General features: G+C 59.9%; 15 protein-coding genes. 4 read left to right on the top strand and 11 right to left on the bottom strand.

Translation table 11 applies throughout. The features are described 5' to 3' along the window. Window positions 1–327: 327 nt before the first annotated feature. The 6 genes from AB5Z54_RS02110 to AB5Z54_RS02085 all read right to left on the bottom strand — a co-directional run bounded on the left by AB5Z54_RS02110 (window position 328) and on the right by AB5Z54_RS02085 (window position 7,252). Complete coding sequence (locus AB5Z54_RS02110) at window positions 328–726, bottom strand: DUF956 family protein (protein ID WP_006235193.1); 399 nt, start codon at window positions 724–726, stop codon at window positions 328–330. A gap of 120 nt (window positions 727–846) precedes the next feature. Further along, on the bottom strand, window positions 847–1,767 hold the full coding sequence (locus tag AB5Z54_RS02105) for a PTS system mannose/fructose/sorbose family transporter subunit IID (RefSeq protein ID WP_271739910.1): 921 nt from the start codon (window positions 1,765–1,767) through the stop codon (window positions 847–849). A gap of 16 nt (window positions 1,768–1,783) precedes the next feature. Then, complete coding sequence (locus tag AB5Z54_RS02100) at window positions 1,784–2,602, bottom strand: PTS mannose/fructose/sorbose transporter subunit IIC (protein ID WP_271739911.1); 819 nt, start codon at window positions 2,600–2,602, stop codon at window positions 1,784–1,786. A gap of 18 nt (window positions 2,603–2,620) precedes the next feature. After that, complete coding sequence (locus AB5Z54_RS02095; RefSeq protein ID WP_006235196.1) at window positions 2,621–3,610, bottom strand: PTS sugar transporter subunit IIB; 990 nt, start codon at window positions 3,608–3,610, stop codon at window positions 2,621–2,623. A gap of 405 nt (window positions 3,611–4,015) precedes the next feature. Then, window positions 4,016–4,444, bottom strand: coding sequence for a hydrogenase maturation nickel metallochaperone HypA/HybF (locus tag AB5Z54_RS02090; protein WP_349091071.1), 429 nt, complete (start codon window positions 4,442–4,444; stop codon window positions 4,016–4,018). A 30-nt stretch (window positions 4,445–4,474) separates the two neighbouring features. After that, complete coding sequence (locus tag AB5Z54_RS02085; protein WP_368159963.1) at window positions 4,475–7,252, bottom strand: FAD-dependent oxidoreductase; 2,778 nt, start codon at window positions 7,250–7,252, stop codon at window positions 4,475–4,477. Window positions 7,253–7,440: 188 nt separating this feature from the next. Between AB5Z54_RS02085 and AB5Z54_RS02080 the strand changes: the two genes are divergently transcribed. The 3 genes from AB5Z54_RS02080 to AB5Z54_RS02070 all read left to right on the top strand — a co-directional run bounded on the left by AB5Z54_RS02080 (window position 7,441) and on the right by AB5Z54_RS02070 (window position 10,904). Beyond that, window positions 7,441–8,103: a TetR/AcrR family transcriptional regulator gene (locus AB5Z54_RS02080; protein ID WP_138340865.1), complete on the top strand. Its 663-nt coding sequence runs from the start codon at window positions 7,441–7,443 to the stop codon at window positions 8,101–8,103. 63 nt (window positions 8,104–8,166) lie between these two features. Continuing rightward, window positions 8,167–9,174: a DUF5692 family protein gene (locus AB5Z54_RS02075; protein WP_118205874.1), complete on the top strand. Its 1,008-nt coding sequence runs from the start codon at window positions 8,167–8,169 to the stop codon at window positions 9,172–9,174. Between the two features lie 233 nt (window positions 9,175–9,407). Then, window positions 9,408–10,904: a hypothetical protein gene (locus tag AB5Z54_RS02070; RefSeq protein WP_368159959.1), complete on the top strand. Its 1,497-nt coding sequence runs from the start codon at window positions 9,408–9,410 to the stop codon at window positions 10,902–10,904. 73 nt (window positions 10,905–10,977) lie between these two features. Here AB5Z54_RS02070 and AB5Z54_RS02065 read toward each other — a convergent pair whose 3' ends face one another. The 3 genes from AB5Z54_RS02065 to clpB all read right to left on the bottom strand — a co-directional run bounded on the left by AB5Z54_RS02065 (window position 10,978) and on the right by clpB (window position 15,529). Next, window positions 10,978–12,330 (bottom strand): ATP-binding protein, encoded by a 1,353-nt coding sequence (locus tag AB5Z54_RS02065; RefSeq protein WP_368159957.1) that lies wholly within the window; start codon window positions 12,328–12,330, stop codon window positions 10,978–10,980. A 244-nt stretch (window positions 12,331–12,574) separates the two neighbouring features. After that, entirely contained in the window at window positions 12,575–12,769 is a 195-nt protein-coding gene (locus AB5Z54_RS02060; RefSeq protein ID WP_368137419.1) for a hypothetical protein, read from the bottom strand. A gap of 132 nt (window positions 12,770–12,901) precedes the next feature. Then, on the bottom strand, window positions 12,902–15,529 hold the full coding sequence (clpB, locus tag AB5Z54_RS02055) for an ATP-dependent chaperone ClpB (protein ID WP_368137421.1): 2,628 nt from the start codon (window positions 15,527–15,529) through the stop codon (window positions 12,902–12,904). An 806-nt stretch (window positions 15,530–16,335) separates the two neighbouring features. On the opposite strand from clpB, the gene AB5Z54_RS02050 reads away from it, so the two are divergent. Beyond that, a complete protein-coding gene (locus AB5Z54_RS02050; protein WP_138340855.1) occupies window positions 16,336–16,983 on the top strand; it encodes a hypothetical protein in 648 nt (215 codons plus the stop codon). A 406-nt stretch (window positions 16,984–17,389) separates the two neighbouring features. On the opposite strand, the gene AB5Z54_RS02045 is transcribed toward AB5Z54_RS02050, so the two are convergent. Next, window positions 17,390–19,690, bottom strand: a complete 2,301-nt coding sequence (locus tag AB5Z54_RS02045) for a hydratase (RefSeq protein ID WP_368137423.1) — start codon at window positions 19,688–19,690, stop codon at window positions 17,390–17,392. A gap of 439 nt (window positions 19,691–20,129) precedes the next feature. Next, a complete protein-coding gene (locus tag AB5Z54_RS02040) occupies window positions 20,130–20,546 on the bottom strand; it encodes a heat shock protein transcriptional repressor HspR (RefSeq protein ID WP_343006476.1) in 417 nt (138 codons plus the stop codon). Window positions 20,547–20,559: the final 13 nt, after the last annotated feature.

Below are 20,559 nucleotides of genomic sequence, written 5' to 3'. Positions count from 1 at the left end.
GCTCTATCCCCTGAGCTACGGAGGCATGTTGTACTAGTGTAGCAGATTTACGCCGTTGTAATACAGCGTATAGCCACTCTTCGAAGTTGCGGTGGAACAGCCCTCCGGAAAGTGTGTCCCACTATCCAGGCAAATTCTGGGTCAAACTTTCCCAATGGGATCTCGCTGGAAACTGTGTCCCAGAATTTCGGCTCGAAACGGGACACAGTTTCCCAAACGACCCCGTTCCGGAAACTACATCCCGGAATCGGCGCTCGAACTGGGATGCACTTTCCCGATCGAGCCCCATGGGAAACTGCGTCCCACTTGGGGGGCGCTCTTTAATGACTAGTTGCCTTTGTGGAAGAGGTTTTTGATAACGGAGGGGATGCTCTTGGCGCCCTTGGCCGTCACATCGATAAAATCGGGCGAACGCACAAGCTTATCCTCGTCGACGTACTTACGGACCGCACGAAGCGTCTCTTTGTCGTCGCGCGTCGAAAACGTAAAGTGACCGTTATCCTTGGTAAAGATGGCAAAACGCGTGATCTTCTTGGTACCGCGCAAAACCTCGGCGGCAATATAGTCGACCTCGTCCCACGGGATTTGAATATAATCCTCGGGATTGCGCTCGTTATAGTACTCAAACGCCTTATTGCCCACCATTACGTTACCGTGACTGGTAAGCCCCATCAGGCAGGTTGCCGGCGTTGCCAGATCGACCGTGCTGTTCTGAGATTGCGCCATACGCGCCTCGCCCTCCAAATAAAACAATCGGACCGCATCCAGTGTACCCACCGGGTGCGGTCCGTTTCAATGGCTCAAAAGCCCTTGCCTAGCAACTCTCGGTCTTAAGCCGAAGCGTGCCTACATGAAGCCGCAGACGCGACCGATTATGCCGACGGCGAAGAGAGCCAGGATGATGACGATCGGGCTGACCTTCTTCTTGAGGAGCTTGCAGACCAGCAGGGTCAGGCACACAGCGGCAAGGCCGGGGATGAGCTGATCGAGGTTAGCCTGAAGCGTGGTGACCTTAACCTGATCAAGGGCGGTAGCACCGATGGAGTTGTACATCGTCAGCGCTTCCTTGACGCCCTCGGAGCCGGAGGGCAGGCTAGCCCAGTCGATAAAGGCGCCAGCAGACTGCGTGACCTTGGAGACGACCGGGGTGAAGGAGATGGACACCCAGCGCTCGACCAGGGCGCCGATGATGAACATACCCAGGATGGAAGCACCCTCGGTGACCTTGCCCATCAGACCGCCGGAGAGGTCCTTGGCGATGGAGGAGCCGACCTTGTAGCCAAACTCCTGCGTGTACCACAGGAAGGCGTAACGGATGATGTTCCACGCGAAGAAGAACAGCAGCGGACCGGCGATGCTGCCGGACAGGGCCATGGAAGCGCCCAGAGCGCCCAGAATCGGGCGAAGGGTGAACCAGAAGGCAGGGTCGCCGACGCCGGCGAGCGGGCCCATCATACCGACCTTGACGCCCTGGATGGCGACGTCGTCGATCGGAGCACCGTTGGCGCGCTCCTCCTCGAGGGCGAGGGTAACGCCAATGACGGGGGCGGAAACATAGGGGTGGGTGTTATAGAACTCCAGGTGGCGCTTAAGAGCGGCAATCTGGTCATCCTTGCTGGTGTAGAGCTTCTTGATCGCAGGGATCATTGCGAAGCACCAGCCGCCGTTCTGCATACGCTCGTAGTTCCACGAGCCCTGAAGGAACTGATGACGGAAGCAAACCTTCTTGCGGTCAGCCTTGGTGAGCTGAATCTTGTTCTCTGCCATATGTATCACTCCCCTCCTACTCGTAATCGTTCAGAATATCGCCGAGCGGGTCGCCGGAGCCACCGCCCATGCCGCCACCCTGCTTGGCCAGATCCTTAAGGCCAAGGTAGATGAGGGCAAGGGAGATGCCGATGAGGCCAAGGGCGATCAGCGTGAGCTGAGGGATGGCAGCAAGGACAAAGCCGAGGATGAAGAACGGCCAGGTCTCCTTGGTGGCCATCATGTTAATGACCATGGCGTAACCGACGGAAGCGACCATGCCGCCGCCGACAGCCATGCCGCCGGACAGCCAGTCGGGCATAGCGTTAAGCGCGTTGGTAACTGCCTCGGCCGGGATGATGCACAGAAGCACTGCCGGGATGGCGATACGAAGGCCCTGCATAAGGATGGCAATGTACTGCCAACGCTCGATGCCGGCGAAGTCGCCCTTCTCGGCGCAACCGTCCATGGCGTGAGCGATAGCGGTAGCCAGGGTACGGCAGATCATGGTCAGGAACAGACCAGCGACCGACAGCGGGACAGCGACGGCGATAGCGGCGGTAACGGCCTTCGACGGATCGGTAGCGCCGCCGTTGAGGGCGAGCACCATGATGATCGAAGAGGCGACCGAGGCCAGAGCGGCGTCAGGCGCGACGGCGGCGCCGACGTTAGCCCAGCCAAGGGCCATCATCTGGAGCGAACCGCCCAGGAGGATGCCCTCCTGAAGATGACCGGTTACGAGACCGATAAGCGTGCATGCCACGAGCGGCTGATGGAACTGGAACTCATCCAGAATGCCTTCCATACCGGCAAGCAACGCGACAATCGCAACAAGCAGAATAGTGATTGCAGACATGTATCGGACCCTCCTTTACTATGCTTGAGCGGCCAGTTCGGCCTTAGCTTTCTTCAACATGGCGTCGAGATCCTCGGAGGAATCCGAAGGAACCTTGCGGACCTCGAACTTGACGCCCTTGGCCTTGAGGGCCTCGAGAGTCTTGACATCGTCATCGCCCATAGCGACGGCGTTGGTGACGACGACCTTGCCCTTGGAGTGAGCCATGGAGCCGATGTTGACTTCCTTGATGTCGACGCCGGCCTCGATGGCCTTGAGCAGATCCTGCGGGTTCTCAAAGAGCAGCATGGCCTTGGTGTCACCAAAGCGCGTGTCCTTGACGACCTCGGCCATCTTCTTGATGGGCACGACGTTGGCATGGACTCCCGGAGGGGCAGCCTGCTCGATCATGGTCTTGCGGAGCTCGTCGTGAGCAACGCCGTCGGAAACCACAATGATGCGGTTGGGGTTGATCTGCTTGGTCCACGTGGTGGCCACCTGACCATGCAGCAGACGGGTGTCGATACGAACGTGGGCAATCTTGATGTGCCCGTCGCCGATGACCGTTCCCGGAGGGATGGCGCCTGCAGGAGCAGCAGCGGCCGCAGCCGGCTTCTTCTCCTCGGGCTCCAGAGACTCGGGCTTGACGCGCACGCCAGCCTTAGCCTCAGTCACGAGATGTTTTGCGATCGCATGTGCAGTGTTCTTTGCGTCAAAGCGCTGCGAATATGCCTCGATGAGCATAGGCAGGTTGACACCGGTGACGATAGCCCAGGAATCGTGGCCCTCGATGAGCCCGCTGATCTGGTTGAACGGCGTGCCGCCCCACAGATCAACGAGGAAGAGCACCTGCTCCTGGTCCTCGAAGGAAGCGATTGCTTCCTCGACCTTGGCACGGAAGTCGTCGGGGCCCATGCTCGGCTCGAGCGAGACCACGGCTACAGACGGCTGATCGCCAAAGACCATCGAGCCCGTCTGCTTGATTCCAGCTGCCAAGTCCCCGTGGCTAGCAAGAACAATACTTACCATCACATAACCTCCTTTTTGTCTACGTATTTCCTACACGACATTAAGGAAGTATACCTGTTTGGTTTGTGGAATTATAGCTAAATTCGCAAAAGGTTGGTTTATTTGTTTAAACGTCTATGTTTGTTACAAATTGATTACATTACTGTTTTTCGACTCATTACCTGATAAAGCGTCACTCATCAAGCTATGTATTTTACAGATACAAGCAGGCTGTTCATTAATAACGATTTTAGGCAAGCGCGAATGCGCTTGTACTGCCGCTATTTTGTTTAAACAGACATGGCTTGACTATTTTCGTGACTTATGGTCTACGAAACCACTCAAAATAGTTGCGGTGGAATAGTTCTTGTTTAAGAGCCAGAAGGCTGGATTTAGGAACTATTTCACCGCAACTTATAGGGGATCCTAGACGATGTGGAGGGGGTTGGCGGCGTCGACGGCGTCGGGGGCGTCGGAGAGGCCGTCAGGAGCAGCGTCTGCCGGATCCTCGTCGGGGGTCTCGATCTGCTTGATCATGACCTCTTGGCCCTGCAGCAGGTATGTCTCGCCGCTACCGCAATGGGGGCAGGTCTTGCCATGCTCGACCGTCGCGTAGTCGCGGCCGCATACCTCGCAATGCGTCACGGCCTCGACGGGCTCCACGATAAGCTCCGCGCCCTCGGTGATGGGCTTTTTATCTGCAGCCCAGCGCCAAGCGTCGAGCAGCAAGTCGGGAACGACGCCCGAGACCTCGCCCAACAGCAACGTCACGCTCGAAACGCGACTCACGCCATTGGCGCGCGCCACGTTCTCAACATCGCGAATGATGTGGTAAACGATCCCCAATTCATGCACTTTTTCTTCCGCCGTTCCCGTTATGGCTACTTACTTGCGACCAAATTTGATCTTGATGGCGCGCTTTAAAGCATACTTGCCCAGGCTTGGGAGCTTTTGCTCGTATTTGACCATCGTTGAGCACTCGGGGCGGTCGCGATCCAGATGGATAGCGTCAAACGCGCACTTGGTGGTGCACAGGCCGCAGCCGATGCACTTGTTGGGGTCGACGATCGAGGCGCCGCAGCCCAGGCAGCGGGCGGTCTCGGCGCGCACCTGCTCCTCGGTAAAGGTCTCAACATACTCGCTAAACGGCGCAGCCTTCTCGCGTTCGCGGTCCACATGCGCAACCTCGCGGCTCGCGTTGTCGTAGCTCTCGAGCACAACGTCGTCGCGGTCGAGCGCGGTGTAGCGGCGCTGATTGCGGCCGATAGTGAGCGTGGATCCCGGCTGCACAAAGCGATGGATGGACACGGCGGCCTCGTGGCCGGCGGCGATAGCGTCGATGGCAAAGCTGGGGCCGGTGTAGACGTCGCCGCCCACAAAGATGTCTGGCTCGGCGGTCTGGTAGGTCTGGGGATCGGCAAGGGCACCCTGGCCGCGGCCGAGCTCCACTTTGGAGCCAGCCAGCAGGTCGCCCCACACAATGGACTGGCCAATCGACATGACGACACGGTCGGCATCGACACGGCGCAGGTCGTTCTCGTCGTACTCGGGCGCAAAACGGCCCTCGTCGTCAAAGACACGCGTGCAGCGCTTGAAGGTGACACCGCACACACGACCGGCCTCGTCCAGGTGAATCTCCTTGGGGCCCCAGCCGCAGCTGATGTGCGCGCCGTCCTCAACGGCCTCGCGACGTTCTTCCTCGCTGGCGGGCATCTGGGCCTCGCTCTCCAGGCAGAACATCTCAACGTGCTCAGAGCCCAGACGGCAGGCGTTGCGGGCAACGTCGATGGCCACGTTGCCGCCGCCCACCACAATGGTGCTGCCGGACAGGGTATCGATCTTGCCGCTGTTAACCTCGCGAAGGAAGTCGACGGCCACGGTCACGTCCTCGGCATCCTCGCCCGGAATGCCGGCAAGGCGGCCGCCCTGGCAGCCAATGGCAACGTAGAAGGCCTTAAAGCCCTGCGCGCGCAGCTCGTCGAGCGTCACGTCACGACCGACCTCCACGCCATAGCGAAACTCGACACCCATCAGGCGAATGATCTCGACCTCGGCCTCAATGACGTCCTTCTGCAGCTTAAAGCTGGGAATGCCGTAGGTGAGCATGCCGCCCGGGCGCTCGTTCTTCTCGAACACGACGGGCTTGTAGCCCTTCTCGGCCAGATAGAAGGCACAGGACAGACCGGCCGGGCCGGCACCGATGATGGCGATCTTCTGATCGAAGCCGCCAGCACGCGTCGGCGTCACCACAGGCGGGACGTAGCGGGTTGCGGCGTCCAGATCGCGCTGGGCGATAAACTTCTTGACCTCGTCGATGGCCACGGCCTCGTCCACGCGGCCGCGGGTGCAGGCATCCTCGCAGCAGCGATTGCACACACGGCCGCAGATAGCGGGCAGCGGGTTCTCGCGCTTGATGAGCGCCAGCGCCTCGTCATAGCGGCCCTGCGCTGCGAGCTTCAAGTAGCCCTGAACGGCAACGTGAGCGGGGCAGGCCGTCTTGCAGGGCGCGGTGCCGGACTCGTGCGTCTCGATGCGGTTGTCGTTGCGGTAGTTGGGCGACCACTTGGTATGATCCCACTTGGTGGCATCGGGCAGCTCCTGGCGCGGATACTCGGGCACCTGTCCGCCGGCCTTTTTGCTGCAGAGCTTCTGGCCCAGCTTGGCGGCGCCGGCCGGACATACCTCAACGCAGCGACCGCAGGCCACGCACTTGTCCTTCTCGACCTTGGCGACATAGGCCGAGCGCGACAGGTTGGGCGTGTTGAACAGCTGCGAGGTGCGCAGAGCGTAGCACACGTTGACGTTGCAGTTGCAGATGGCGAAGATCTTGTTCTCGCCGTCGATATTAGTGATCTGGTGCACAAAGCCGTTGTCCTCGGCCTGGCGCAAGATGTCGTAAACCTCGTCGCGGGTCACGTAATGGCCACGATCGGTCTCAACCACGTAGTCGGCCATATCGCCCACGGCGATGCACCAATCGGCCGGGTCGTCGGCGCAGCCCTCACCCATCACGCGACGGCTCGCGCGGCAGCTGCAGGTGCTGGCGGCATATTTGCCATCGTATTTGTCGAGCCAATGCTCGATATGCTCGATCGGCACCGAGGTGCTCGCGGCGTCGATGGCCTTCTCGACCGGAATGACGTGCATGCCGATGCCGGCGCCTCCGGGCGGCACCATCGGCGTGGCCTTGGACAGCGGTCCCTTGGACGCCTGCTCAAAGAACTTGGCATAGACCGGGTGCTCCTCGAGCTGGCTCACGCGCATGTTGAGGAACTCGGCAGAACCCGGCACCAGCATGGGCAACACCCATTGCTTGGCGCGCTCGGGGTTTTCCCAGTTGTACTCGAGCAGACCCGTGTAGCTCATGTCGTCGAGCATCTTCTCGATCTGGGTCTCGGGCATGCCGGTGAGCTTGGCCATCTCGGGCAGCGTATAGGGACGGCGCATCTTCATCTTGCAGAGCACTTCGGCCTGCTCGTCGGTCGCGGCCTCGGCAAACGACCAGTACTCGTAGCCCAACAGCTCGTCGCGATGCAGCAGACGGTTGGTGCAGTGCTCGCACAGCTTGACGATGGCCTCGCGCGGATGCTCCGGCAGCGGCGGCACGAACTCCGAACCGATGTCGGGCTCGGTGTAGCTAATCCCCGGTCCGTTGAGAATCATGGTTGTCCCTTCTCTTGCCACAGCCCGACGAAGCCGCAGCGCCCCTCTTTTTTTGCAGGCCGGGCATGCCCCATGCCGTTCACCCGCCATTGTTGACATTGTGTCAAAAATAGTATTGACGAACCGTCAACAATATTCAAGACTGTTAGGCGAACGGTCAGGCAAAAGAGGATGAAAGGCGGCAAAACATGGGCAACAACACAGCAGGTACCTCTGTGGTCGATGCCGTCCCCGCATCCGATAGCGCGGCAAAGCGCCTGACGGGCGACGAACGCCGTCGCGAGATCCTCGATGCCGTGCGCACCGTAAGCTCCGAGCTGGGCGTGTCCCACCTATCGGTATCGGCCGTGACCAAGCGAGCCGGCTGCACGCGTTCATTGTTCTACCACTACTTCGCCGACATGGACGCCGCCGTCACCGCTGTTATGGACGAGGCGATCGACGGCTTTATCTCCGAACTCGAGCGGTGGAACGCCGACCGCACCGTCGGTGATATCGAGGGCGCGCTCGACACCGTCGCCCCGCTCTTTAAGCGCCTGGTCGCCAGCGGCCACGAGCTGCCGAGCACGCTTACCTCGAGCAGCGGCGCGCTCTACGGCGGCTTTTTGCACAACGTGGTCCAGCGCGTGGCGCAGTATATCTGCGACACCACCGTAGTGGATTTTGTCGCCCATCATGAGCTACGCATCGACCATGTCTACGAGACGTTCTACACCCTCATCATGGGCCTTTTGATGTATATCCGCACGCACCCCGATGTGCCCGACGAAACGGTCAAGGAAATCATCGCCTCGACACTCCACATCGAGGGCTATACCGCCAAGTATCCGGAGCGCAAGCCCCAGAACTGACGACATTTGGCCAAACTGCCCGCGATCAGAAGAGGGGCCGCGGGCGTGTGAAAGGAGAGCAGCATGCTGTTCGATGTTTGGGGTAGCGACACCCTTATCCACTGGGCCGGCTGGGCCATGGTCTTTATCGGCCTGATCGTGCTCAACGAGGTCGGCCGCCGCACCAAGCTCGGCGCGGCCATCATCTTTGGCGTGGCTCCGCTGGCCATGACCATCTACTGCGTCGCCATCGCCGTGGGCGTTTCGCAGGGTGCCGAGTGGGCGCTCACCAACCCCACCCATGTGTACCAGAACAGCTGGTTCCACTACGCCAAGGTATACGCGGCGCTCGCCGGCTGCTGGGGCTTCATTGCCATTAAGTACCAGTGGGGAAAGATCGGCAAGGCGCATTGGTTCCGCGCGTGGCCGTTTGTGATCGTCGCCATCAACATCATGATCGCCGTCGTGTCCGACTTCGAGAGCGCCTATCACTTCTTTGTCCTGGGCGAGTCCACCTGGGTCACCTCCGAGGGCGCCACGCAGCTGGCCGGCTGGAACAACGTGTTCAACGGCATCGCGGGCATCATCAACATCTTCTGCATGACCGGTTGGTGGAGCGTCTACGCCTCCGAGGATCAGACCGATATGCTGTGGCCCGACATGACCTGGGTCTACATCATCGCCTACGATATCTGGAACTTCTGCTACACCTACAACTGCCTGCCCACCCACTCCTGGTTCTGCGGCTTTGCGCTGCTGCTGGCGCCCACCGTCGCCGCCTTTATCTGGAACAAGGGCGGCTGGATCCAGAACCGCGCCTTTACGCTGGCTATTTGGTGCATGTTTGCCCAGGTATTCCCCTACTTCCAGGAGGAGTCCATCTTTGTGACCCACTCCACGCTCGACCCCGGCGCCGCTACCGCGGTCTCGATCGCCGCACTGGTCGCCAACGTCGCCGCGATCATCTACATCGCCTACCGCGCCAAGAAGCTCGGCCGCAATCCCTACAAGCAGGATGTCTTTGAGGGCACCAGCGATTGGGAGAAGGCTACCGCTCGCCGCGCCAAGGTGGATTACGCACACGCCGAGTAACGCGCCCGGCGCAGACATCGCTTGAGCACGAAGCAGCATAGCCGGCTCCGCGCAACTCAACGCATTGTAGAGCCCCCGGAATGTGATTCGTTCGCGTTCCGGGGACCTTTTGCCGCCGCGAGGATGCGGCCGAACGATGCGCTCAGGTTAAATCGGATCTTATATTTCGCACGCGCTTTATATGGCTCCATTTTTGGGTACAGTGTTGTCCCGATATTGAGCTTGGGGGATGTATGAATGATGAGACGATGGGCCAAGAGGATGCGGCCCAAGATGCAGAAGCTTGCGCTGAGGCCTTGGAGAGCTTAGACCGGATTTCACTCGATGAGATTGCGTTTGACGATTCGGGCGTTGATGTGCAGGATGAGCCGGAAACCGAGGCGCAATCCGATAATCAGGATGCAGGCGACGTTGAGCCTGCCGAGGATGAGGCAGATCACGAAGGCACCGAAAGCGAGGCCGGCAACCAGCCCGAATCCGACACGAGCGAGGAAACCGTCTTGCTCGACAGCTTGCCGGCCGAGGATTCGCTGACTCGCGAGCTTCCTGGCCTGGGTTCCGCACCAGCCGTGGACGAGACCATCGCCATGGGCGATATACCCCTGCCGTCCGTTCCCTCGGCACGCGAGGCCGAGGTCCGCCATCGCAAGATGTCGCCCAAGCGCCGCAATCTGATGGTCGCCGGTGTCGTGGCCGTCGCGCTCGTCGCCGGCGGTGCAGGCTATGCTGCCTGGAACGGATATCAGCAAGAGCAGGCTGCCGCTGTCGCCGCCAATGCCCACACGATGATGTCGGTGCAGATTGGCATGCATGCCGCGGGCCTCGACTGTTCCACTGGCTCCAAGATTCCCGTACAGGTGAGCGGTCAGGATTCTGACGGCTCCTCCGTGAGCGAAACGCTCTATGTTGACGAGCACGGCCGCGGCATCAAACTGCTGCCCGGCGATTACACGCTCTCCATCGCTGCCTCCCCCATCGCGGCCGACGGCACCATCTATACCGTCCCGACCACCAAGACGCAGGTCACCGTTAAGAGCGATGGACAGGATTTAAGTGCCCAGGCCACCTTTAAGCTCAAGGTGCCTTCGGCCGACACGGTGACTGACGACCAGATCGATGCCGCCGCCAAGTATGCCGAGGAGGGCGGTGCGAGCTCCGCCGCGGCTGCCAAAGTGCTCCAGCAGGCAGCAACCGCGCGGCGCGACGCCGCCGTCAATGCCGTGAGCGCGCAAAAGGCACAGGCGTCCCGTGATGCTGACGCTCGCCACAAGGCAACCGACCTCTACCAGCTCGATATTCCCGTCGAGTGGTACGGCAAGGTCGCAACTTGGCAAAACGGAAGCACGCTATGCATCTATCTGGGCGACGACGCCAATACGCCGCTCGTGACGCTCGTCGCGGTGCGCGAGGGCGAGAGCTTTACGCCCGATGAAGGCGATACGGTTTTGGGTGCGGCCAATCTAGGCAACGGTTATACCGTCTACCCCAGCGGCCCCGTCTATCCGTACGTGGTGCCCCAGACCATCAACGGGCGGACGCAGAACCCCGTGTCGACCTACCCCATGGATACGGCGATTGAGCTTGTCGAGCTCACGACCGGCAACCGCTACACATACAGCCAGATCAAAAACGACCTGGTCGGTAAAGACGGCAAGGCAGACGCCGCGACCAAACTCGAGACCGACTACCTCGCCCAGATTCTGATGCCGAGCGTCAAGGCCCAAGACTAGCCTGGCGCAGCAAGGTGCTCCCCAACCGTGATGAAGGAGCCAGGAGGTCCTGACCCCACAGGTCCATAGATGATTAGGCAAGGAGCCACTTCCATGCGGGCATAACGTGTACCACACCGTGCTCGCATGGAATATCGGTCTGTTCATCCATGGTAACGATTGCCGACTCGCCAAGATCAAACTGGGCCATCGAGGCATCAAGCGCGGCAATTTCGCGCTCGCGCGTTTTCTCACTTGCCATATCCGCACTCACCTGAATCAGGCTATAAGCCCGCATGAGAAGCGCGTCCCCAGCCACAAAGTCCACCTCATGGCTTTTGCTCTTCTCTTTGATTAGCAGGCGGCAGACCGAGCCGGTCCTCACCGCGGGAGTCCTTCTTCTTAGCGCATTGAACACTGCGGTCTCGAGCCTCTGGCCCTGGTCCAATGCCGATGCGGGAGAGAATGCTCCAAACATCGCAGGGTCGACAGCGTAGACCTTAGACGCAGACCGCATGTTATTTGCCAGTGAACGCGTGAACTCCGGCACAGAAAATAACAGGTAGGCGTCCTCATAATACTCAAGTAAATCGCTGAGCGAATTACGACTGACGGGTATCCGTCTGCTCTTGAACTCGTTGTACACTTTGTTCACTGACAGCTCTCGTCCCGAAGATGCCATACACCGCGTCAAGAACAGCGATGCCAGGCGAGGGTTCTTGACGTCGTAACGTTCAACGACGTCCATGGCGACCGTTCGCGAAGCATATTCCTGTAGCAGCTGAATCGCGTCTGCAGGCGTCTGCTCAAGTGTCGCGATGAATCCCCCTTGTTCAAGATACCCGATCAGATGATGTCGAAGCAGCGCTGCATCGCTCGGGGAAAAGGTCGCATCTGGCTCGGGAACGCTCCCCGTCTTATATCGAACGTATTCCGAAAAACTCAACGGAAAAAGCTCTCGCACAAGGGAACGACCCCTGAACTCGCTCTTAAGTTCTGAGGACAGCATCTTAGAAGAAGATCCCGTCACATAGACGGTCGCTTTCTCCGTATCGACTACACGCCGCAGAAACGCACCCCATTCGGGGATTTCCTGGATCTCGTCAAAGAAAATGTAAGCGCCCTCGGTTCGAGCAACAGGATACAGCGCATAGAACGTGTCGAGCACGTCCGCCAGCAGCGATGGCTCATACGGGCGCAAGCGCTCATCCTCAAAATTAAAGTAAAGCATCCGGTCAAGCTCGACGCCCCGGCTCTGAAGCCGCCGCATCTCCTGATACAGGCGATACGTCTTTCCACAACGGCGGGCCCCCACAATCACATTTACGATGTTGTCGCGCTTTGGCTCCTGTGGGTTTCCTAGATCAAGGTCTCGCTCAAAGACCTGCGGAACCCCCTGCTGTTCAAAGTCCTTTATTTTCTGGGCGATCAAGTCGTTGAATGCCATGATTCTCCAATCTTGCTCTCTAGCTAATCAAAATTATAGCGATTCTTGATTAATTAGAGAGCAAGATTATGTCTGACTTGATTAACACTTAGGCAAGTTTTTTTCACTATTACTGCTCGAAGGATGCCGAGTGGCTGAGAGGACAACCAAGCTCGAATGCGACTCCCTGGACAGTCGATTTGGGACGGGACTTTTTTGACTACCCGTCCCAGAAAATCATCGCCAAATTAGCTACTTGATGCAACTAGCGCCAGGGGTCGGCTTCGAACAGCGGCTCGCGCTCGGGGCGGCGATCGCTGTAGGGATCGTAGCCGTCGTCGTCCTCGTTCTCGGCACGGATGTAGGGGTCGCGCGGCTTGGGTGCCGGCTTAGGCACAGGCTTGGGTGCGGCGAGTGCGGCATCGGTCGCCGGCGCACTTGTCTTGATCTCGTCTTTCATCTGCATAGCTCCTTGCATCGCATCCGTTCAACATTATCGATTGTCGCACGAAAAAGGGCGGCGGACCCAATTGGATCCGCCGCCCTTGGCGTTTAGAGACGGCTGGCAGATTTTAAGGCATGTCCCATAAATCTACTCGGCGTCGGGGACCTCGTAGGTGGCCGCCGGCGTATTGTCGCACACGACGGTAAAGCCGCCGTCCTTGTCGGCATCGACCGTCACCTGATCGCCCTCGCGCACCGTGCCGTCGATGATAGCGGCGGCGATGGCATCCACGACCTCGCGCTGAACCAGACGCTTGAGCGGACGGGCGCCAAAGACCGGGTCCAGGCCGCCCACGGCGAGCATCTGCTTGGCCGCCGGGGTGATGGCAAGCGTCATGCGCTCCTTGGCCAGACGCGCGCGAACGTCGGCAAGCTGGATGTCGACGATCTTCTCGATCTGCGCCATACCGAGCGGATGGAACACCACGATATCGTCGATACGGTTGAGGAACTCGGGGCGGAAGGTCTGAGCCATGGCAGCGTCGACCTGATGGCGCATCTCCTCCTCGTCCTTACCGGACAGATCGGCGATGGCCTTGGAGCCCACGTTGGACGTCATGATGATAATCGTGTTCTTGAAGGACACCTGGCGACCCTGGCCATCGGTCAGACGACCGTCATCAAGTACCTGCAGCAGCACGTTAAAGACATCCGGATGAGCCTTCTCCATCTCGTCGAGCAAGATCACAGAGTACGGACGACGGCGCACGGCCTCGGTGAGCTGACCGCCCTCGTCGTAGCCCACGTATCCCGGGGGCGCACCAATCAGACGCTGGACGCTGAACTTCTCCATATACTCGGACATGTCGATACGCACGAGCGCGCGCTCGTCATCGAACAGGCACTCGGCCAGCGCCTTGGCGAGCTCGGTCTTGCCCACGCCGGTGGGGCCCAGGAAGAAGAAGCTGCCGATGGGCTTGTCCGGATCGGAGAGACCCGCACGGCTGCGGCGCACGGCCGCGGCGACAGCGGAGACCGCCTCGTCCTGGCCGATGACGCGCTTATGCAGCTCGCCCTCCAGGCCCTTCAGCTTGTCGAGCTCGCCCTGCATCATCTTGGAGACGGGCACACCGGTCCAAGCGCTCACGACCTCGGCGATCTCATCGGAGGTCACCTGCTCGTTCAGGCCCTCGCCGTCCTGCTGCTTTTGCGCCTCGAGCGCGGCCTCGGAATCCTGAATCTGCTGCTGCAAGCCCGGGATCACGGAGTAGCGCAGCTCGGACGCACGGCCCAGGTCGCCATTGCGCGTCGCGCGCTCCTCTTCGCTCTTGGCCTCGTCGAGCTGGCCCTTGAGCTCCTGCACGTGGTCGATGGCGTTCTTCTGGTTGAGCCAGCCGGCCTTTTGCACGTTGAGCTTTTCTTGGACCTCGGCAATCTCTTGGCGCAGGGCCTCCAGACGCTCCTTGGAGGCGTCGTCGGTCTCCTTCATGAGCGCCTGCTCCTCGATTTGCAGCTGGGTGAGCTGACGCGTGGTGGCGTCGATCTCGACCGGCATGCTGTCGAGCTCCATGCGCAGGCGGCTTGCGGCCTCATCGACCAGGTCGATGGCCTTGTCGGGCAGGAAGCGGTCGGCGATATAGCGATCGGAGAGGTCGGCGGCAGCCACGAGCGCGCCATCGGTGATATGCACGCCGTGGAAGATCTCGTACTTCTCCTTGAGGCCACGCAGGATCGAGATGGTGTCCTCGACGGTAGGCTCGCTCACCATAACGGTCTGGAAACGACGGGCGAGCGCCGCGTCCTTCTCGATGTACTTGCGATACTCGTCGAGCGTGGTCGCGCCGATCGCGTGCAAGTCGCCACGGGCAAGCGCCGGCTTGAGGATGTTGCCGGCGTCCATGGAGCCCTCGGTGGCACCAGCGCCCACGATGGTGTGGAGCTCATCGATGAACAGGATGACCTTGCCTTCGGACTTCTGTACCTCCTTGAGCACAGCCTTCAAGCGGTCCTCGAACTCACCACGGTACTTGGCGCCGGCGACCAACGCGCTCATGTCGAGTTCGATGAGGTCGCGGTCGCGCAGGGTGCTCGGCACGTCGCCGGCCACGATACGTTGGGCGATGCCCTCGACGATGGCCGTCTTGCCGACGCCCGGCTCGCCGATGAGCACGGGGTTGTTCTTGGTGCGACGGGACAGGACCTGGATGGTACGGCGAATCTCGTCGGTACGGCCGATGACCGGGTCGAGCTTACCGGCGCGGGCAAGGTCGCAGATATTGCGGCCGTACTGCTCCAGCGCCTCAAACTGTGTCTTGTCCTCGGCGGACGTCACGCGGTCATCGCCGCGCAGCTCCTCGTAGACCTGCTCGATGCGCTCCTTGGTGACGCCGGCGTCGCGCAGTACACGACCGGCCTCGCCCTTGTCCTCGGCAAGCGCCATCAGCAAATGCTCGGTCACCACAAAGCTGTCGCCCATCTTGGTGGCCTTCTTCTCGGCCTTCTCGATAACGCGGACGAGCTCGTTGGAAAGACCCATCTGCTGACCCTCGCCGGAAACCTTGGGCGCGTGGTCAATGGCATCCTGCGTGGAGCGTGCAAGCTGAGCCGGGTCGGCACCGATGCGCTCGATGATCACGGAGATATTGCGCTCGCCGGCACCGAGCAGGGCGGACAGCAGGTGAATCGGCTCCACCGCGCCGGCCTGCGCGTCGGCAGCCGTGCTCATGGCGGTCTGCAACGCCTCGCGCGACGTCATTGCTAGCTTATCGATTCTCATGGAATCACCTCTCTTGGGGCGGCCGCCCTACGGGGCGGCTTCACGTTGTTCGAGAAGTATTGTTGCCAGCTTTGCGCGATCTTATACACAAATCTAAGTCTCTATATATAAGATTTTCTGAGTGATTGAGAGATAGGGGCAGGCACGCTCACCCACTGCGGCCTCGTCCCCTTACTATCTCAATCTGTAACATCTAGCGACTGTTTATGGCTCCAGATGTTACAAATCAAGACGAAATGACCAACGGCGCCCGTTTGTCTCAATCTGTAACATCTACTCGGCAAATTAGGGTCTAACTGTTACAGATCGAGACAAACCAAGAACCACCACAAAGATGCCCGTCCCCTTTGTGGTGGTCCAGAGAAGAATCAGCCCCGATTAAAAGAGGCGACATCAAGCCCAGTCTACGTTTGGCGATCCCAAGATCCAACGAGAGCACAGCGACAAAATCGAGAGCCACCGATAGCCCGTTCGCGCAGATATAGATGGCGATTCAAGACAAGGGTGCCGGCTTAAACGGCTTGGTTATCGTACGCCACAATACTCTCGTCATCGTCCCTGTCGTTTTTATAGTGCTTATAGTAAAAATAGCGGGTTTAGTGAGAATAGTATTGCGCAAAACTCGTGAACTCAATTTTGACCCCTCGCCCAGAATGAGGGGAGGCAAATATTCCTATTAGAGGTCAAATCGAAGCCCAATAGGGCCTTTTCGCCCCGTCATTTCGACCGATCGCTTTCTTTTGAATATTGTCGTAAGCTGGTATCACTTATCTTAATGAATGCATACTGTTTGCGAGGTACCCGCCGTGAAACGCTCCACCTATATCGGCCTGCTCGTCTTAGCGTTTGCGATTACCGCAGTCGGCGTAGGAATTATCTATCTCGCATTTCTCCCTGCCTCGGCAACGCAGGCGGCGGTTGAAACCGTAAGCTACCCCATCGAAATCCTCACCGATATCGTCAAACCCGATTCGATCACCGTCGATTTCGACGGTACGCCCGCAGCGCTTGGGGTCAGTAACTATCCCCGAATCGAACTTGGAGCCACGCGCTATACCCAAGATGAGCAGCTTATCGGCAAGGCAACCAGTTTACTCAAAGGCAAGACGTTTAAGCGGTGGTACGGCGCCGCAACATATCGAGCCAAGAACGGCCAAATGGTTGGCGGGTATCATTCGACCCTTGAGCTCGATGCGGCAAACGGGAGCAAATTGTGCAACGTCTCATACGACCCCGGCTGCGTGGACAATGAAGGACCGGGGGTCTATATCTCGGATGGCGACGTAATCTACGTCATGGAGGGCGACCAGACGGCAGTCGTCGATTTTATGGATCGGTGTACCGAGGATGCCTACGAACAAACTTGCGAGCCCGATCCACAGACAGCGCGCGACAGTGGCTCAGCACGCACTTGGCTATTTGACGATGAAATAACCTGGGCCCCATCGAAATAAGGACCCGCCAGGCAGGCACCTTTGTGGTGGTTTCGGTTCCGATGTTCCACTGTCTCGATCTGTAACATCTAGCGGCCCTTTTCGATCCTAGATGTTACAGATTGAGATGAAATGATCGGCGGCGATCGTTTGTCTCAATCTGTAACAGCCGCTCGTCAAATAGGGGCCCAGATGTTACAGGTCGAGACAAACGGAACCACCGCAAAGGCGCCTACCCCTTCGTGGTGGTTTTCGACAAAAAGAAGCCGCCCCAATAAAAGGAGGCGGCATCAAACAAGTCTATTTATCAGCGTCCCTCAAGACCCAACGAGAACGTCGCGGTAGCCCCGGACACACCTTTCCCTCGGGCGACCCTCGCGAAGCGCGTGAGCACGAGGGAAAGGTGTGTCCGGGGCGTACAGCAACGTTACTCGGCAGCGGCCTTGAACTTGTTGTAGTTGATCAGGCAGCCGGCCTTGACGATGGCACGCTCCTCTGCCGTCATATCGGCAATGTAGAGCTCGATCTGCTCGACCGCACTGTCGGCGCGCACCACGTAGGCGGTGATCCCCTTTAGGTCGCCGTCGAGCGCGGCGCGGATACCCGGCACGAAGACGTAGTCGCCCACCTCAAAGTTGGGCTCGGCCTCCATCTGGAAGGGCACCATGCCCCAGTTCATCACGTTGGAGCGATAGCGCTTGGTGGCGTACTCGTGGACGATGTTGGCCAGGCCGCCAATTACGCGCTGGCAGCTCGCAGCCTGCTCGCGGGCAGAACCGTCACCGGGCTTCTTGGCGTAGAGCATGGAGCCGTACTCGGTCGCCTTGGCATCTGCCGCGACACCCGCGCCGGCCAACGCCTCAAACACGCTGGCAAGCTCGGCATCGAGTGCTGCCAGGTCACCCGCGGACTCGCCAGCCACGCGGCGCTTCTCCACGGCGTCGACCTCCTTGGAACGGCCCACGTAGGCCGGGTCGCGGCGGCTCAGCGTAAACTCTGCCAGGCCCAGCGGGTTGGAGCGGAAGGAGCTCGTCTCGCCCGAAGGAATGAGCTCGTCAGTCGTGGTGACCGGGTCCATGATCTTAGAGCACACCTTGAGCAGGATATCGTCGCCGAGGGGCTCCATCGCGGGCCACGGCTTGATGTTGGGACCCTCGACCAGTTCGTCGGCAGGCTCCGCCTTGCCAAAGCCCCAATACACGCGCTTTTTGTACGGCGCGTCGTCAAAGGTGTACTCGCAGGCCTCGTCCCAAGTCTCCTCGGGCAGGTCGGTCGCCGGCATCAGGACGCCGCCGTTGGCAGCCGTCGCCGCAATGGAGCGAGCGTCCATCAGGGCCACGGCGCTCAGCTGGCCATTGCCCGGCTTGGAACCCTCGCGGTTGGGGAAGTTGCGCGTGGTGTGGCGGATGGACAGACCGTTGTTGGCAGGCGTGTCGCCGGCGCCGAAGCACGGGCCGCAGAACGCCGTGCGCACAATCGCGCCGGCCTCCATAAGGTCGTAGATGTAGCCGCGGCGTGTAAGCTCGAGTGCCACGGGCTGGCTCGTGGGATAGACCGACAGCGAGAACTCGCCGCAGCCGGTGTTGGCGCCCTTGAGCACGCGAGCAGCCTGGACCACGGAGTCGTAGTTGCCGCCCGAGCAGCCGGCGATAACGCCCTGCTGCACGTGCAACTTGCCGTCGACGATCTTGTCGAGCAGGCTAAAGTGCGTCTTGCCCTCGCCGATCTTGACGGCCTCGAGCTCCACCTCATGCAGGATGTCCTCGAGGTTCTCGTTGAGCTCGTCGATCTCAAAGCCGTTAGAAGGATGGAACGGCAGCGCGATCATGGGCTTGATACTCGACAGATCGACTTCGACGCAGCCGTCGTAGTAGGCAACATCGGCGGGCTTGAGCTCGCGGTAGTCCTCGCCGCGACCGTGCATGGTCAAAAACGCGTGCGTGTCCTCGTCGGTGGCCCAGATGCTCGACAGGCAGGTGGTCTCGGTGGTCATGACGTCGACGCCGTTGCGGTAGTCGGTCGTCATGCTCGCGATACCGGGGCCCACGAACTCCATAACCTTGTTCTTAACGTAACCCTTGGCAAAGACGGCACGAATGATGGCGAGCGCCACGTCGTGCGGGCCAACGCCGGGGCGCGGGGCGCCCGTGAGGTAGATGGCGACAACGCCGGGATAGGCAACATCGTAGGTGTCGTGTAGCAGCTGCTTTGCCAGCTCGCCGCCGCCCTCGCCCACGGCCATGGTTCCCAGGGCGCCGTAGCGGGTGTGCGAGTCGGAACCCAGGATCATCTTGCCGCAACCAGCGAAGTTCTCACGCATAAAGGAGTGGATGACGGCGATGTGCGGCGGGACGAAGATGCCGCCGTACTTCTTGGCCGCGGAAAGGCCAAAGACGTGGTCGTCCTCGTTGATGGTGCCGCCCACGGCGCACAGCGAGTTATGGCAGTTGGTAAGCACGTAAGGCAGCGGGAACTGCTCCATGCCCGAGGCGCGCGCCGTCTGGATGATGCCGACAAAGGTGATGTCGTGGCTCGCCATGGCGTCGAAGCGAATCTTGAGCGCCTCGGGGTCGCCGGACGTATTGTGTGCTTGAAGGATCGAATACGCGATGGTGCCGCGCTTGGCATCCTCGGGCGTCTGCGTAATACCGCGCTCGGCAGCCTCGGCCACAGGCACAACCTCACTGCCGTTACGCAGGTAGATGCCGTCCTCGTACAGCTTGACCATACTGTCTCCCACTCTGCCCAAAAGATTTGGGCGCATAGCATACATTCGTTCAATATCGTGCCATAGAACGGTTGCGAGTGGGTTACGAATCTACACGTTCACTTTATCTCGGTAAAGCAAAGGACGAGCCCCTTGCATCACTCTCTGGACAAGGAGTGTCCCAAAGTGCCGGCACAAAAGGAACGTCCCCAAGTGCCAAGTGCCGCAAGAATGTCCCCTTTAACTAGTCATTTAAGAACGTCCCCAATGACCACCGCATCCGGAGCAAGGCAACGCCGCAGGTAGAGGACGGACAGCGAGCGCCGCCCAGAGCAAACAAGTTGGCATGAAAAAGGCAAGGCATAGACCTTCTGGTCATGCCTTGCCTTTTGAATGACAAATTGTCGCTCTGGGCGGCGCGCAGCGTCGGCCCGTTACGCGGGTTGGTAAACCCGCGTAACTACAAATCCCCGCCGGCGCCCAGCAGCTTGCGCATGACTTGCTCGGGGTTGACTGAGCCGTCGCGCGGGGCCAGGGCGGTGATCTTCTTCTGCATCTTGTACTCGTGCAGCTCATCTTCGAGCTGGCGTACGCGGGCGCGGAGCTTCTCGTTCTCGTGCTCGCGCTCCTCGGCACGCTCCTTCATATCGAGAATGCGCACCACGCCGGCGAGGTTGATACCCTCGTCGGTCAGCTGGTTGATGAGCTCTAGGCGCTCGATATCGGCACGCGAATACAGGCGCGTGTTGCCGCCCGAGCGCTGGGGGTTCACCAAGCCCTTGGACTCGTAGACGCGCAGAGTCTGCGGATGCATGCCGGTCAACTCGGCCGCCACGCTGATCATGTACAGCGGTTTATTCCTATTGTCCTCGGCCATGCTACCTGACCCC

Source organism: Collinsella aerofaciens, from assembly GCF_040910185.1.
Taxonomy (GTDB): Bacteria; Actinomycetota; Coriobacteriia; order Coriobacteriales; family Coriobacteriaceae; genus Collinsella; species Collinsella aerofaciens_BF.
The sequence above is the reverse complement of the archived record's forward strand: the minus strand, read 5'-3'. Positions and strand labels throughout refer to the sequence as shown.

Excerpts from the sequence above, each read along its gene's own strand:
- AB5Z54_RS02065 (WP_368159957.1), bottom strand. The coding sequence starts at position 12,330 with ATGGCATTCAACGACTTGATCGCCCAGAAAATAAAGGACTTTGAACAG.
- clpB (WP_368137421.1), bottom strand. The coding sequence starts at position 15,529 with ATGAGAATCGATAAGCTAGCAATGACGTCGCGCGAGGCGTTGCAGACC.
- AB5Z54_RS02045 (WP_368137423.1), bottom strand. The coding sequence starts at position 19,690 with ATGGTCAAGCTGTACGAGGACGGCATCTACCTGCGTAACGGCAGTGAG.
- AB5Z54_RS02095 (WP_006235196.1), bottom strand. The coding sequence starts at position 3,610 with ATGGTAAGTATTGTTCTTGCTAGCCACGGGGACTTGGCAGCTGGAATC.
- AB5Z54_RS02075 (WP_118205874.1), top strand. The coding sequence starts at position 8,167 with ATGCTGTTCGATGTTTGGGGTAGCGACACCCTTATCCACTGGGCCGGC.
- AB5Z54_RS02060 (WP_368137419.1), bottom strand. The coding sequence starts at position 12,769 with ATGAAAGACGAGATCAAGACAAGTGCGCCGGCGACCGATGCCGCACTC.
- AB5Z54_RS02085 (WP_368159963.1), bottom strand. The coding sequence starts at position 7,252 with ATGATTCTCAACGGACCGGGGATTAGCTACACCGAGCCCGACATCGGT.
- AB5Z54_RS02080 (WP_138340865.1), top strand. The coding sequence starts at position 7,441 with ATGGGCAACAACACAGCAGGTACCTCTGTGGTCGATGCCGTCCCCGCA.
- AB5Z54_RS02070 (WP_368159959.1), top strand. The coding sequence starts at position 9,408 with ATGAATGATGAGACGATGGGCCAAGAGGATGCGGCCCAAGATGCAGAA.
- AB5Z54_RS02105 (WP_271739910.1), bottom strand. The coding sequence starts at position 1,767 with ATGGCAGAGAACAAGATTCAGCTCACCAAGGCTGACCGCAAGAAGGTT.
- AB5Z54_RS02100 (WP_271739911.1), bottom strand. The coding sequence starts at position 2,602 with ATGTCTGCAATCACTATTCTGCTTGTTGCGATTGTCGCGTTGCTTGCC.
- AB5Z54_RS02110 (WP_006235193.1), bottom strand. The coding sequence starts at position 726 with ATGGCGCAATCTCAGAACAGCACGGTCGATCTGGCAACGCCGGCAACC.
- AB5Z54_RS02040 (WP_343006476.1), bottom strand. The coding sequence starts at position 20,546 with ATGGCCGAGGACAATAGGAATAAACCGCTGTACATGATCAGCGTGGCG.